At 44.8% G+C, this 15,030-nt stretch carries 13 protein-coding genes; 3 read left to right on the top strand and 10 right to left on the bottom strand.

Features of this window, described 5'->3' with window-relative positions:
* Nucleotides 1–150: 150 nt before the first annotated feature.
* From FGS84_RS13530 to FGS84_RS13505, 6 genes are all read right to left on the bottom strand, one after another.
* Nucleotides 151–1,380 carry an MFS transporter gene (locus tag FGS84_RS13530; RefSeq protein WP_171042629.1) on the bottom strand — a complete coding sequence of 410 codons (1,230 nt, stop codon included), beginning with the start codon at nucleotides 1,378–1,380 and terminating at the stop codon, nucleotides 151–153.
* A gap of 37 nt (nucleotides 1,381–1,417) precedes the next feature.
* Nucleotides 1,418–2,692 (bottom strand): HAMP domain-containing sensor histidine kinase, encoded by a 1,275-nt coding sequence (locus FGS84_RS13525; RefSeq protein ID WP_171042628.1) that lies wholly within the window; start codon nucleotides 2,690–2,692, stop codon nucleotides 1,418–1,420.
* A 145-nt stretch (nucleotides 2,693–2,837) separates the two neighbouring features.
* Nucleotides 2,838–3,500: a response regulator transcription factor gene (locus FGS84_RS13520; protein ID WP_138309076.1), complete on the bottom strand. Its 663-nt coding sequence runs from the start codon at nucleotides 3,498–3,500 to the stop codon at nucleotides 2,838–2,840.
* A gap of 112 nt (nucleotides 3,501–3,612) precedes the next feature.
* The gene (locus tag FGS84_RS13515) at nucleotides 3,613–4,785 is read right to left on the bottom strand and encodes an aminotransferase class I/II-fold pyridoxal phosphate-dependent enzyme (protein ID WP_138309075.1); all 1,173 of its coding nucleotides are present in this window, start codon (nucleotides 4,783–4,785) and stop codon (nucleotides 3,613–3,615) included.
* 31 nt (nucleotides 4,786–4,816) lie between these two features.
* A complete protein-coding gene (locus FGS84_RS13510) occupies nucleotides 4,817–6,058 on the bottom strand; it encodes an MFS transporter (RefSeq protein ID WP_138309074.1) in 1,242 nt (413 codons plus the stop codon).
* Nucleotides 6,059–6,382: 324 nt separating this feature from the next.
* On the bottom strand, nucleotides 6,383–7,141 hold the full coding sequence (locus tag FGS84_RS13505; RefSeq protein ID WP_171042627.1) for an FCD domain-containing protein: 759 nt from the start codon (nucleotides 7,139–7,141) through the stop codon (nucleotides 6,383–6,385).
* A 256-nt stretch (nucleotides 7,142–7,397) separates the two neighbouring features.
* Between FGS84_RS13505 and FGS84_RS13500 the strand changes: the two genes are divergently transcribed.
* The 3 genes from FGS84_RS13500 (at nucleotide 7,398) to FGS84_RS13490 (ending at nucleotide 11,262) form a co-directional block, all read left to right on the top strand.
* Nucleotides 7,398–8,564, top strand: a complete 1,167-nt coding sequence (locus tag FGS84_RS13500) for a M20/M25/M40 family metallo-hydrolase (RefSeq protein WP_138309072.1) — start codon at nucleotides 7,398–7,400, stop codon at nucleotides 8,562–8,564.
* Between the two features lie 36 nt (nucleotides 8,565–8,600).
* Entirely contained in the window at nucleotides 8,601–10,001 is a 1,401-nt protein-coding gene (locus FGS84_RS13495) for an AbgT family transporter (protein WP_138309071.1), read from the top strand.
* 88 nt (nucleotides 10,002–10,089) lie between these two features.
* Entirely contained in the window at nucleotides 10,090–11,262 is a 1,173-nt protein-coding gene (locus FGS84_RS13490; RefSeq protein ID WP_138309070.1) for a malic enzyme-like NAD(P)-binding protein, read from the top strand.
* Between the two features lie 94 nt (nucleotides 11,263–11,356).
* On the opposite strand, the gene FGS84_RS13485 is transcribed toward FGS84_RS13490, so the two are convergent.
* The 4 genes from FGS84_RS13485 to FGS84_RS13470 all read right to left on the bottom strand — a co-directional run bounded on the left by FGS84_RS13485 (nucleotide 11,357) and on the right by FGS84_RS13470 (nucleotide 14,910).
* Complete coding sequence (locus FGS84_RS13485) at nucleotides 11,357–11,695, bottom strand: DUF1622 domain-containing protein (RefSeq protein WP_138309069.1); 339 nt, start codon at nucleotides 11,693–11,695, stop codon at nucleotides 11,357–11,359.
* 20 nt (nucleotides 11,696–11,715) lie between these two features.
* Nucleotides 11,716–12,840: a permease gene (locus FGS84_RS13480; protein WP_138309068.1), complete on the bottom strand. Its 1,125-nt coding sequence runs from the start codon at nucleotides 12,838–12,840 to the stop codon at nucleotides 11,716–11,718.
* Between the two features lie 99 nt (nucleotides 12,841–12,939).
* Nucleotides 12,940–14,034 (bottom strand): C45 family peptidase, encoded by a 1,095-nt coding sequence (locus tag FGS84_RS13475; RefSeq protein ID WP_138309067.1) that lies wholly within the window; start codon nucleotides 14,032–14,034, stop codon nucleotides 12,940–12,942.
* Nucleotides 14,035–14,061: 27 nt separating this feature from the next.
* A complete protein-coding gene (locus FGS84_RS13470; protein WP_138309066.1) occupies nucleotides 14,062–14,910 on the bottom strand; it encodes a polysaccharide deacetylase in 849 nt (282 codons plus the stop codon).
* Between the last annotated feature and the right edge of the window lie 120 nt (nucleotides 14,911–15,030).

The following is a 15,030-nucleotide window of genomic DNA, read 5'->3' as shown; positions in this document are numbered from 1 at the left end:
TCTTCTTTGCGCAAATCCGAAAAATAATCTCCTTACCAGATAAGCTGATTATACGTTGGCGTTTGTTAAATATCAATCAAATCCAATTGAATGGTATATTCAATAAGTTTGAACCTGCTGGTGCTCTGTTACCGGCTTCTTTTTTGTTATTCAATTACCTGATTCTCCTCTGCCGTTTTCACGAATCCTCCTCCTGCATTTCATTCCATATAATGTGGCCCCCGATACTGCAATTCCAATCAGGGTCAATATAATTGCATAAGTAAACATCTTGTAGTACCCCTGTCCCCCCAGGTCAATCCAGTTGCCTACCATACTGTACATAAACGTATCCGGCAGATATCCGATGGCTGCAATCAATCCAATTGTACCGCCAATACATGCTTCATCTATGGAATTTTCCGAAAGCATTGTGTAATACAGCGCCTTTGTGCCGTATACAGTGATTGAAAAAATACCAAAGCCAAGTATCCCAAGAAGCAGGAAAGAACTCCCATGTAATTGCATCAAAAAATTCAAAAGGGATACCAGTATAATGACGAACCCTCCAAAAATCATCTTATAACTGGATTTTGACTTATCAGCCAGGTACCCTGCAAGGATGGCGCCCACTACCTGCATTCCATAACGCCACATTGATATGGCTTGACTGGTTTCCAAAGATAAACCATAGACTTTCAGGAAGAATGAGGGAATGAAACTCAAAAACGTATACATGGAATAGGATAAGAATACAACGAGTCCCATATTCCATACCTTGTAGTTTAATACTACCTTTTTTAACTCCTGTCCCAGAGTCATTGTCTGCCTGACATGCAGATACTCATCCGGCACAATCAGTACCATACCGATTCCTACGATGATATTAAGAACAGCATATGATTTTATCACCCATTCAAAACCAAACCGGCTCCCCCCAAGGGCTCTGAACATGATTTGGATGATTAAAAAGGTCAACCCTGCAAATACACCTTTCCCAGCCTCTGCCAATCCCAAGATTCTGCCCTGCTCATATCGTGTTCCCAAACTGATAAAAATACGGATGGCCGTAGAAAAAAAGGTCATAACGGTCGTAACTCCCATAAGTGCAAAAATAATCTTCAATTCTCCATAATCAGGAAAACTGGAGAACCAGAATCCAAGGATTCCTGTCCCCACAAAAGGCAGCAATAAAATCCAGCGTGAGTGAATCCTGTCAGAAAGAATGCCTCCCATAAAATACACAGCCACACACACGCAGGAGTAAATACTGGACAAAGCACCAAACTCCTTGTTTGTTAGATTAAGCGCTTGACATATGGGTATATAAAAACTATTTCTGATATATGGGAGTTCAAATATAATTGACCACCCCAACACAACTGCTAAAAAGGTACTCATTTTCTTAAAGCTGCAGTCCATATGCTCCAGTCCTCCCCTACTCCGTTCTATCAAAAAGTTCACCCTGCGCCCGTCTCACATGCAGATAGTCTTCGAACGGGAAATAAATACAAATTGTTGTCCCTTCTTCAGGCCTGCTTGTTATTTTTAAATCTCCATCATGTGCCCGGATAATGGACATGCATATGGAAAGACCCAGCCCAACCCCATTTTTAGCGCGGCTTCTTGATTTATCGACCATATAGAATGGTTCCGTCAGTTTATCAATCTCATCTTCCGGTATTCCTATTCCAAAATCCTTAACAGAAACCATTTCTACTGCCCCATTCTTGTCATCGGCCTCTATTATAATCCGCGAATGTGCCTTTGAAGCTTTAATTGCATTGTCAAGCAGATTTACCAGTAAGGTGGCCAGCAACTCTCTGTCCCCATACATGAAAACCTCCGGCTTATTCTCGTATTCAATCCGGATATCCTCAATTTCAGCCTGCATCTTAACTGATATACAGGCCATGCCTACCACATCATCCAACTGTATCATTTCCTTTTCAATCTGCTTGGACTCCACAATCAAAAAACCCATAATTTTCCTGACCAGTGAATTTAGTCTTCGCGACTGCATTAAGATATAATTCACCGCATCTTCTCTGCACTCGTCGGTACACTGGTAAGACTGAATCATCTCCGCATAACCAATAATGGAGGTAAGCGGTGTCTTTACCTCATGGACAAAATTATCTATAGCAAATTTATAGTTTTTAATATTATTTTCTATCGCCTCACACATAATGTTAAAGTTACCTGAGAGTTCATTCAACTCGTCCGTACCTGTAATGGGCAGCCGGTACCCATAATGATTATTAGATACTATCTTTACCGCTTCATTTATCTTCTTTATGGGAAGTGTAATAATCAGGGATGTTATAAGCATGACAAAAGCAGATACCATAGATAGTATCCCGCATATCAGAAAAAGGGTCTGAAGCTGTGCATTGCATCTGTCATATACGTCTGAAAAGTCTTCAATCAGTATAAACCTCCCCTGTTCACCGCCCAGAACAATCTCATCCTCCAGAAACGCATAGCTTACTTTATTTATATCCCTGATTTCCAGTGGTTCTTTTTTTATTTCATACCCAAAGTCATATCTGGGGGCTTCCGGCTGCAAACAAAAGTCATCATAAATTAACACATCACCCTGATATAATTGAAAATAAAACTTATCCGGAACAAGGGGGTTTTGAAGACAATAACCTATATCATCCCCCTCCCAATCAGCCTTCTGCACACATTTCTTCATTTGCTTTGCCATCCAGAAGGCCTCTGCCTTCTCAGATTGAAGATTTCTCTTATGGCCTGAAATCGTAACAATAATACCGCAGACAGCAAACAGCAGGATGCTGGCAATCAGGGAACTGATGAATATCTTTTGCCATAGCTTCATTTTATAAATCATTTCAGTTCTTTGTATCCTCCAGTATATAACCGACCTTACTTACTGTTCTAAGTTCATTGCCAAGCCCAGTCTTCTTCCTCAGCCGCTGTACATGGGCCTCCACCGTTCTGCTGCTGTCAATATAAGCCTGTCCCCAGACATGTGCAGACAGTTCCTCCCGTTTCAACACCCTGTTCTGGTTCTCCAAAAAATACCGGAACAGCTCAAACTCTTTTGGCGTTATATCAAGAAGCTCCTTTCCCTTATGTACCACATAGCGGTCCACATCCATTACTATATCTTTAAATTCCAAAACTTTGCTTGTTTTCCCTGAACGCCTTAAAACCGCTTCAATTCTGGCAATTAAATCTGCGCTTTCAAATGGTTTTACTATATAGTCATCGGCTCCTGCCCGGAGAAGACGCACCCGGTCTACCAAATTTGATTTGGCAGATACCACAATAACAGGGATATCCAGCTTTCGAATTGTTTCCAATATTGTTTCTCCATCCATATATGGAAGCATTAAATCTAAAATAACTAAATTGTATTTTTCTTCTCCCAGCATTAACAGGGCCCGCTCTCCATCCGGCGCTATGCTGGCTTCATATCCCGCAAATGAAATATATGTCCGAATCATTTTTGCTATGGGAAGGTCATCTTCTATAATGAGTATTGACTTCATGATTTCACCCCTTTTCTTAAAATTCCATTCCCATTATATCAAATTTCAAAAAGAGGGGATAGAACTACTTCATCCCATCCCCATGAATCCTTGCGTATTTTAAAATCCATTACTACTTTTTCAAAAATACTTCCTTATACTTATTGTATACATCTTCCATGGCACTTTCCAGAACTTCTCTTGTGCATGCCACATTTATCCTCATGAAGCCTTCCGCGCCTTCCCCATACGTGCTCCCTTTATTCAGGGCGACCCCAGCACTGCGGAAAAATGCATCAATCTGCTCACAATCCATTCCCCATGCACGAAAATCCAGCCACATCAAATATGTAGAGTCAGGTTCCACCATCTTTACCTCAGGCATTCTCTCCTTCAGGAAACCCTTCAGATACATAATGTTGTCCCATATATATGCATTCATTTCATCTACATATGTATCCCCATGTTCATATGCTGCAATTAATGCAGGAACGCCAATCATACTGAAATCAAAGTGATGGTTTGCATACGCAATCTCAAATGCCTTGCGTATCTGCTCATTGGGAATAATTGCATATGCCACATATAATCCATTGATGTTAAATGTCTTTCCGCCGGCATTAATCACTGCGCTGTTCATGGCAGTTTCCTCATTAATAGCAATGTACGGAACATGTTTAGTCCCGTTAAACAGTATATCGCTGTGACACTCATCGCTCAGTACAAACACATGGTTCCTGTTACATATTTCAGCCACCCTTACCAAATCTTCCTGGCTCCAATCATGTGCAACAGGATTGTGGGGATTGCAGAAAATCATCATAGTTGTCCTTGGGTCTGAAGCCTTATTCTCCAAATCCTCGAAGTCAATGCGGTACCTGCCATCTTCATATATCAGGGAATTCTCTATCAAATTCCTTCCATTTCTTTTAACTATCAAAGAGAAATTGAAATATACAGGGGATTGAATTATTACATTATCACCCACATGAGTCATTGCATCCATCATCATCTTAATGGCCACAATAAGTCCCGGCGAGTAGGTAACCCATTCTGGGGTTACATCCATATCAAACCGTTTCTTATACCAGTGGGACACAGACTGGGCAAATTCCGGCGGCAATATACCATATGCCAGGTTGCCTTGCATGGCCTTTTTAACAACAGCATCCGTTACCTCCTGGGGTGGTATATAATCTGTATCCGCACAACCGAAGGAATACTTACACACCTTCCCTTCCCCGTCCCATTTCCATGTGTTTGTACCTCTCATGTCCCTTTGTGCTCCAAAATCATAGCGTCCCATAAATGAATCCTCCTTTATTTTATGTAGTTCATCAATTCTTCTCTGCCCTGTTTAACTTCTTGCCGTAGGCGAAAATATAAAGTCCAACGCCAGTAGCCAGAACCAAAAATACCGCTGACATAATAAATATATAATGATATCCCTGAGCTCCCGGATATTTATCAAGCCAGGACCCCATAACGCTATAGGCAAAGGTATCCGGTGCATATCCCAATACAGAAATCAGTCCGGAGGCAGCGCCTGTAAGAGCCATGGGAATTCCTGCCTCTGTCATGGGAGAGAGATAGATTCCGCGCGCCGCAAAGACCAGGAAACTGAACGTCAAAGTAAGAATTACAGGCACAGCAACCAATTCCTGCCTTGCAGGTACAACCAGATAAATAATCATCATGATGACTCCAAGAACCGAAGTGTAGCTCAGTGCCTTAGAGCAGGATTTCATCTTATCGCCCAGAAAACCTGCCACAGGAGCTGCTATGATTCCAATTCCATATGCCCTGATTACACTCAATATACTAATGGCTGAGGACGAGGCGCCATATACGTTTGTCAGATATGGAATCGCATAGGTTGTGGCGCAGTAAACCATATACCAGCAGAAAACAAGAGCACATACCAGCCATGTACCTTTGTTCTTAAATGCCAGAACCAGGTCACCCATGGCAAAGGATTTTTCTTCTTTCGCCTGTACTGCATTTGGAAGAAGAAACGCTGCAAGGATACCTATCATAATATACAGCGCTCCATAAAATATTAAGGTTCCCTTCATTCCGCCGATTTCCGTAGCGGCTACATGAATGATTCCTGCTACCACAAAGCTCGCCACAATTCCGCTGATTCCGCGGATACCTTCTGCAAGACCAAACATCCTTCCCTGTTCTTCATCGCTTCCAAGGGACCGCACTGTCTTTACAAATGCCGACCAGAAAGTAAGAATTGTTGTAAATCCCAAAAGGCCAAATATCAATTTAAGGATATTGAATGACGGCATGGTCGAGCACCACAGTGTCAGGACCCCGCTGCCCAAAAATGAGAAAACAAGCAATTTTTTATAGGAAACCTTATCTGCCAAAATTCCTCCCGGCAGATAACAAATCATAGATACGGTACCAAAAATAGAACTCAACGTCCCAAGCTGTGTATTGGTTATCTGAAATCCAGCCAGCATTGCATCATAGAACACCTCTCTCAGGGAGGTGACTTTGTAAATCACCCCTGCCCCCAGTGCAACTACGGTTAAAAGAAAATACTTTTTAAATGTTTCACCCTTCATACACCTATATCTTCCCTTCTCTTATAGTGTTATAGCGCTATGAATGCATTCTATCAGAGAGCAGCCTGAATCAGGGAATCTGCTGCCTAAAATTAGCTTATTTGTTGCAATTCTGTTGCATTTTGGGCCGTGATAATTATATCCTTATCTGCAAACAAATAGGAACCTCTGGCCAGGTTCAGGCCATACATCCCAGGTGGAGTAAATCAGCGGCATAGCGCCCCCTTACGGCCGCAAATCATCCAATCTTCCGGGTCATGTCCTGCGATAGGTTAAAAAGGACAGGAGCGAAAGAAAACCAATGGTTTCCCCTCACTCCTGTCCTTAAAGTGTCCGCGGCTCTAATATATGATAATCCAGCATATCCGTACACAACCTGCGGCATGTCTTAAAATCTTTATTCTTTATTGCATAATAAATGTCCCAATGATGTCTGGCACTCATGTTCACCGTTCCATCCATAATGTTAGGTATCCTGTCCCACCCAACCTTCTCCATATATGTGCGGATGGCGGGTCTTGCCACAGAAAAGGCATGGAGTATTAAATCGTTATGGGACATGACACAAATCTGTCTATGAAAAGCAATGTCCATATCATTCACTGCGGAATAGGCATCCTGAATCTCCTGAAGATTTTTTGACTTTGTCCTGAGCTGGAAAAACATATCAAAGGCTGTCTCAAACTGTTCTGCATACTTTCTTAAATCCTCCAGTTCTTCCGGGGTATATCTCTGAATGGCCAGTCTGGCACTCTCGACCTCAATCATAACACGAAATTCAAACACATCATCCAAAAGTTTTGGCGTCATATAAAATTCTGCAATATCTTCAATATGCTGGTCAAAATTAAAACGCCTCACATATGTACCATCTCCTACCCTGGTATCCAGGATACCTAATGTATTTAATTTCTGCAGCGCAATCCGCACCGTAAGGCGGTTAACCCCAAAACTTTCAGCCAACTCATTTTCAGAAGGGATTTTCTGGTCATAGGACCAGTTTCCCTGTGTAATCATTTCCTGAATTCTCTCGCATACCAACTCTGGTGCGGACGTCTTTTTTATCTTTTTATTTTTTTCCACAGCAAACGCTCCTTGTATCATGTCTTCATAATTAATTATAAATTAGGTGAATTATTTGTCAAGACAACTTTTGTCTGTCTTTGGGCTATCTGCAATAAAATTATGTAAATCTTGCACAAAAAAATCACTGTCGCTTTGTGATTTTTGTTGTTTTTTTATTTTCCCTATTGACATATCAATGGCATATCGTATAATTAAATAGCGAACAAGTGAGCCAGTGACTCAGTGAGCTAAATTACAAAAAGGAGAATGTACTATGGAACATGATTATGGGAAAATTGTAGCAGCAGCAAAAGCCGGGGCAGAAAAAAGCTTTGAAGCACAAATGGGGTTACTGCAGAAATTCTGCAGCATCAACTGCGGTAGCAGGAACGTGGCCGGAAACAAAAAGGTGGTCGAATTGGTGGACCAGGTTTTAAGGGAAATCGGTGCTGATGTTGAGCATATTGATTCTGAGGAATATGGTACCTACATCGTGGCACGCCTAAAACCGGAAAGCCCTGATGGCAAGGTCATCCTAAATGCGCATTTGGATTCGGCCTTCTTCGACGACCGTGTGGAGGACCATCCCTTCCGCATTGACGGAGAATACGCTTATGGCCTGGGGATTGCAGACTGTAAAGGCGGCGTCGTAACTATCCTATACGCGGTAAAGAGCATGAAAGAAGCAGGATTGCTTCCTAACAAAGAAATCGTAATCATCTTTAACTGCGATGAGGAAGTGGGTTCACTCATAGGAAAACAAATCTTCAAAAGGGAGGCACCCGGTGCGGAGGCGGCCATCTGCTTTGAACCTGCCCGAAACAAGAATGGTATACTTACTGTACGGCGCGGCCTGGCTCTTGGAAAAATCGTGGTCCGCGGCATTGCCGCACACGCAGGTCTTGATGGCGGCGTAGGTGCAAGTGCCGTCAGAGAACTGGCGAACCTGATTATCAAACTTACCGACCGCTCTGACTTAAGTATCGGCATGAACTATAATGTGGCGCCCATTTCCGGCGGTGGCAATACGGTTGTGGTGGCTGATTATGCACAGGCATCCTTCTGTGTCCCGATTGATTCCCCGGAAGTGTTTGAACGCACCAAAAAGGATGTGCTGGAGTACCTGCCAAAACAGGGAATTGTTCCTGGCTGCACCATTGAAACTTCCATTGAGATGGAATTCCCTGCAATGGTCCGTAATGATGAGAACGTAAAATTATATGAACGAATCCGCCGTGCCGGCGAACTTATGGGACTTGAACTGCCTGAAGAAAAATCCTCCAATCCAGCGGACTGCGGTTTCTTTTCTGAACTGGGCGTCCCGGTGGTAGATGGACTCGGCCCCTATATGTACAGTATCCACACTACGGATGAGCATATGCTGACCCGTACCTTAACGGAACGCACCCAGTTACTTGGGATACTGCTGGCAACCATATAATCTACAATAAAACTTATTTTGAAGGAGGTTTTTCTTATGAATAAAACTGCTGCCGGTACAAAGAAGAAAAGACAATTGGCATTTCCCCATGTACTGCTTATCATGATAAGCCTAATTGTGATTTTGTGTATTATGTCCTATATTGTTCCCGCTGGTGTATATGATGTGGACCCAGCAACCGGGGTTGTATTGCCGGAGTCATTCCATTATGTGGACCAAAACCCAATCAGCCCTCTAAATGCCTTGTTCATGCTATACGACGGAATTGCCCAGTCCGGCAACATGTTTGCACTAATTATGGTCATTGGCGGTATGATTTACATGATTATTTCCAGTAATTCCGTAGAAGAAATCATAGACTATGCCCTGTGGCGCCTTCAGGAAAAGGGCATGACGATACTGATACCAGTCATCATGATACTCATTTCCCTCATGGGCACTCTGGCAGGCAATGATTCCATGATTACCTTCATCATCGTCGGACTGCTTTTTGTCAAGCGGCTGAACCTGGACCGTATTGCAGCCATGTCAATCTTCTACCTCCCATACATAAGCGGACAGGCTGTAGGTCCTACGACCGGTATCATCGTATTGGCGCAGGAAGCGTGTGGTCTGCCTGTCATGTCCGGCCTGGCTGTACGTGCCATTTTGTGGGTTATTATCACCTCATTCTGCATCTTCTATACCATGCGCTATTGCAAGAAAATATCAAAAAATCCATCTTTGAGTATCATGGGGGAAACCGAGCATATGGCCGAGGGTGAGGAACTGGACCTATCCCAGAAGAAAAACCTCAGCGTCAAGGCAGTGCTTACCGTATTATTTCTGATTCTTCCATTTGTGATTTATGCCATTGGCTCCGCCTCCATGGGATTCGGTCTGGGACATCTCATTGGGCTTTCCTTTGGAGCTGCAATCATCGTCTCACTGGTCCACAAATGGACTCCCAATGAATTTGCAAGGCGTTTCATGACAGGCGCTGGTGATATGGGTGCTGTATGTATGCTGGTAGGGTTTGGCCGGGTGGCCGGGATGGTGCTCTCTGACAGCAGTATTATCAATACTATCTCAAATGCTGCGGTCCAGCTCATCGGACGTTTTGGCACGGCAGGTTCTGCGGTCGGCATGTTCATATTTACATCGCTTTTCAACCTGTTGATGCCCAATGGGCTGGCTAAGATTCCGGTACTGATGCCTCTGTTTGTACCTGTAGCGGATATTCTGGGAATCAGCCGCCAGATTCTTTCCCTCTGCTATCAGTTAGGGGACGGCCTGACCAACTTCATAACTCCCATGTCCACGGTCCTGGCTTCCGGACTCATGATTGCAAACGTGAATTATATTAAATGGATGAAATATATCATACCGTATGTATGTACCCTCATGGCGTTTGGCGCTGTTGCAATTATGCTCCTGCAGACCATCGGGTGGTCATAATAAGGCTGCAAAACAACAGAACCATGGAGTCATAAGGCGATGGAGCCATAAAGCAATAAAATCTTAACAGAAAGAAGGAATAACTAATATGGATTATGCAAAAGAATCCCTCCGGCTTCACAAAGAATGGAAAGGTAAAATTGAGATGATAGCCACTGTTCCCGTGGCCACAAAAGAAGATTTATCTCTGGCATACACCCCTGGTGTCGCAGAACCCTGCCTGGCAATTCAAAAAGATGTTAATAATAGTTATGAATTGACCCGCCGCCACAATCTATGCGCGGTCATCACAGACGGTTCCGCCGTTCTTGGACTTGGGGATATAGGCCCTGAGGCAGGCATGCCTGTCATGGAGGGAAAATGTGTCCTTTTTAAGTCTTTCGGAGATGTGGATGCCATTCCTCTGTGTATCAAAACACAGGATGTGGACAAATTTGTAGAGACTGTCTACCAGATATCCGGCAGTTTCGGAGGAATCAATCTGGAGGACATCGCTGCCCCCCGGTGTTTTGAAATTGAAAGAAAATTAAAGGAACGGTGTGATATACCCATCTTTCATGACGACCAGCATGGCACTGCCGTCATCACCCTGGCCGGTCTGCTCAATGCCATGAAAGTCGTTGGAAAGAAAAAGGAAGATGTGAGAATCGTCACCTCCGGCGCCGGCGCTGCTGCCATAGCCATTACAAGGCTGCTGCTTTCTGCGGGGTTCAAGGATATAACCATGTGTGACCGCAAAGGTGCCATTTATGCAGGACGTAATGGCCTTAACTGGATTAAGGAAGAAATGGCCCAAATCACGAATCCGGATAAAAAGGCCGGTTCCCTGGCTGATATGCTGAAAGGTGCAGATGTGTTTATCGGTGTATCCGGTCCCGGCACCGTGACCACAGAGATGGTGCATACCATGAATCACGATGCCATCATCTTTGCCTGTGCGAATCCTACACCGGAGATTTTCCCGGAGGATGCAAAGGCAGGAGGGGCGGCAGTTATCTCCACCGGACGTAGTGATTTTCCAAACCAAATCAATAATGTACTGGCATTTCCCGGAATCTTCCGCGGCGCCTTCGATGTCCGCGCCAGCGACATCAATGAAGAAATGAAAATGGCTGCCGCCCAGGCGTTGGCCAACCTGATTTCAGATGAGGAACTGTCTGCAGACTATATCATTCCTGCTGCTTTTGATGCAAGGGTAGGAAAGGCAGTGGCTGCGGCAGTGGCTGACGCGGCAAAAAAAAGCGGAGTTGCCCGTATATAAAACGCTTTCCGGTATCCGGCTCATCTCTTCCTAAAAAAGTGACATCTATATACTGCAGCTCATGTTCATGCTGCGGTATATAGATGCCAATCTTTTACTGTTCCTCTGTAACATAAACTGATTCATGCTTCATTTCATAATGTATCAGGAATGACAGCAGCGCCCTCAATACTATGATGGAGCCCAGTATCAGTATCTCATTCATATCACGTATCAGAACTGTTTTCAGAATCTCCGCGCCCATCTTATATTCCAGCCCCAGCTCCAGGGACGACCCAAGCATCAGCTTAATGTTACACCCCTTATCCCTCTGGAAAAAGGAACCGGCATAGCGCAGGAAAGCCCTTGATGCGCCAATAAAAATAATTACAATCCCAATCAGTTCCATAAAATGAATCATCTCCGGAAGTATCATTTCAATCAATGAAAACATGAGGGGCCTCCTGGTTCTGCTCACATCAAAAAGATGGATATGAACTGTGCTGATAATACAACGAAGATAAGGGCAACAGGATAGGTGGCCGCATAGGAGGCTGCCACTGCCTCTGTCTTTGTGACTGCCAGCAGCGTACCAAGAGCTGGAGTGCTGGTCATGCCTCCACATATGGAACCCAGCGAGTTCAGGATATCCATGGAGAAAATCCTGGTTGCCAGTACGTATCCAATCACCATAGGAAGCAGAGTCATCAATGCACCTAAAAAGAACAGTGCAACACCATACTGGGCTAATATTTCAACAAATCCTTTACCGGCATTGGTTCCGGCACCCATCAGAAACAACACCAGCCCAAACTCCCGCAGCGTCTCCAGTGTCGGCTTCGGAACAGATATGGATACAGGACCCACGTGCATGAAATGCCCCATTACAAGTCCAGCTAACAGCGGTCCCCCGGAGGTTCCCAAGGTAAAGCTGGCCCCTGCCGGAAGGGGGATGACAATTCTGCCGATAATCATACCGGCAATGGTTGCTATCATAAACGGGAAGAATCCAAATTCATCCAGCTCTATATGCTTTTTCTCAGATGTATCATGATGTACGTTCTTTTCCATGGAATGGTTTAATTTTCTAACTTCCTCCGGTATATCCACACTTAACAGCTTCGGTATGAGCTGTACAAACAGCACCACTCCAATAACGCCGAATGGATATGCAATTCCGTAGCCAATGGAGGCCATGGAATCCCCGGTTGCATCGATGGCTGCAGCCAACCCCGGTGTGCTTGTCAGTGCCCCTGTCATCATTCCAACTGCCAAAGGGGTCGGAATCCCTGCAAGGGTGATGACCAGGATACAGCTTCCCGCCCCGGCAATTATGATTAAGATGCCAATTACCACATAGGACAATGCCTTGCTCTTAAAATTGCGGAAAAATACAGGCCCCGCGATAAATCCTACCGCCGTGACAAAACAAATCAGGCCGAATTCACGTATGACAGATGGGATTTCCATCCCATAATGGCCAAACAGCAGGGCAACAATCAGAACACCGGAGGTTCCCAGAGACAGCCCTTTTACCTTGATGCTTCCTAACAGATAGCCTAACACTCCGATTATAAAAACTGTTAGCAATGGATTCATTCCAATACCCTCCCAACTTTCTTATTTTCATGAACACAAAAGGATGCGCCTCTCCTCCAGAGGATTTTTGAGACGCACCCTTTTATCTGCTATTTTAGACTAAAACTTTATAAGATGATACTCCGCCTTGCATGGATTGCCGGGCGCAAAATACATTTCTTCACGTTCCAAATCCATAATGATGCTGAAAATGGTTCCCAAACGTTTACCTGCTGGTTCCAGTTCATCTTCATGGCGGCAGATACTGTCAGGATAGCTTGTATGGTCGCTCATCATTTTCTCGATGTCCGACACCCTCACCTTATGGTCCAGCGTACGCACCATAATCCTCATCCTTCCAAGACGCAGGAAGCTATCCGGAAGTGAGACTCTTGTGGTATCTTTTACATACATGAGTCTTGGGGCAATAAAATGGTTTGTATGGGCAAGCCACCCTTCCTCCGCATACAACGCGTCAAAATCGCCAGGTCCCACCTCAAGGCTCACTCCTTCTCCCTTGGAACTGCCAATCATATAGTGGGCGCAGCAGGATAAGTTCATACATGTGGTTGCACGGATTACGTCCGAAAGGGACTGGCTGTCCAGCATTCCCCTCATGGCAATATGCAGGGGCAGGACCTTTCCCTCCACCTTCTGGCTGGATGACAGCGCATTGAGGGTAACACCGACTCCCGCGCTGTTATATCCAATCTTCCCTATGATTCCAGCCTCGGTGACCATTGTTATGTCAGGCTTTTTCTGCTGTTTGATATGCATGATGATACAGCCGGCCTGCTCCGTCATTTTCCAGTCCCAGTTCTGACCCAGAAGGGTCGACCCAGTCTCCGTGACCATGGGCGTAAACACGAACGTGGTGCATCCGTCAGTGTTGCTGCTGTTAATCTGGCTGCCCTGCAGCACAATCTCACTGCGGACATTGAGGGCCAGTATTTCATCTGTCCCATAACCGGAGCCCTCTGCAATGCCCCTGATTTCCTCCATGTAATCCGGGTCGTATTCATTGATGGTGGGAATGAAGGTTCTTGCATAATTACATGCATCCTCCCACTTGATATTGGAGTAATCCCAGAACATCGCCTTATATGTATTGATGCTGATTTCCACCTGTTTTTTTGCTTCCCGCCCATGGGTCAATCCAATTTCATAAGGCGTACCTGAAGCAATTATGATAGGAAATAATTCCTTATTTAACACAATTCCACTCCTTTCACTTTCCACGCCCTAATCCGGCATAAAATTAGCGCCAATCTCCGCAGCAGTAGCAAACCAGGCTCCGTTTTCCGCCATGTAGTTAATCAGCTTTTCATACATCTGAATCATATGGGCACGGCCGATTGTCTGTGGATGTGTCGTCAGGATGTAGCATGCCCCATCCAGCTTGCAGGCATAGTCAAAAATGGAAGCCCATCTGTCATAGATATCCTGAGCAGGACGTTGTCCTTCCTGTCCTCCTGTCAGGTATTCTGTCTGCGGGAAGTCATCCAGGAACCAGGACACAGGCAGCTCCAGAATCTTGGACGGTTCGCCAAATTCATTGGCACGGTCCGAATGGGGGGTCACAGGCCTAGGGTAATAGGGATGCAGGTCATTCCCCATCAGGCTGCTGTCATACAGGAATCCGTTCTCCTCCAGGATTCTGATAGTATTTGGGCTGAAATCCCAGTATGGGGAACGGTAGGTGACCGGCTTTGGGGCCCCAATCTTATCCAGGGACTCCAGGGCCATTTTTAATACCTTGCTCTCCTGCTCGTAAGCAGACTTAGTAGGATTCTCATGCACATAGCCATGGCATCCCACTTCATGGCCTGCGGCCAGTACTTCTTTACAGATATCCGGGAAGGTGTCGGCCGTATGGCCCGGAATGAACCAACTGGTCTTAATGTTGTATTTCTTGAACAGTTCCAACAGGCGGGGAGCTCCTACCTCTGCACCAAATTCCCCGCGGCTCATATAGGCAGGTGAAAGGAGGTTATAGGAACCATCCCATATACTTTGTGCATCAAAATCACATCCGAGGTTGACAGCGACTTTCTTTCCAGGCGGCAATTTAACTTTTCCAGTTTTCTGCATAAATCATTTCCTCCTCCTAAAATACATCGACGATAGGCTTCATGGTTTTTGTTAGGTCCGTTCTTAATTTATCACCGTGCACTGGCTTATTAATTAGATTCCATGGCCGTGGAATAAAAT

The sequence above is a fragment of the Clostridium sp. 1001271st1 H5 genome (assembly GCF_005845215.1).
Taxonomy (GTDB): Bacteria; Bacillota; Clostridia; order Lachnospirales; family Lachnospiraceae; genus Enterocloster.
The sequence above is the reverse complement of the archived record's forward strand: the minus strand, read 5'-3'. Positions and strand labels throughout refer to the sequence as shown.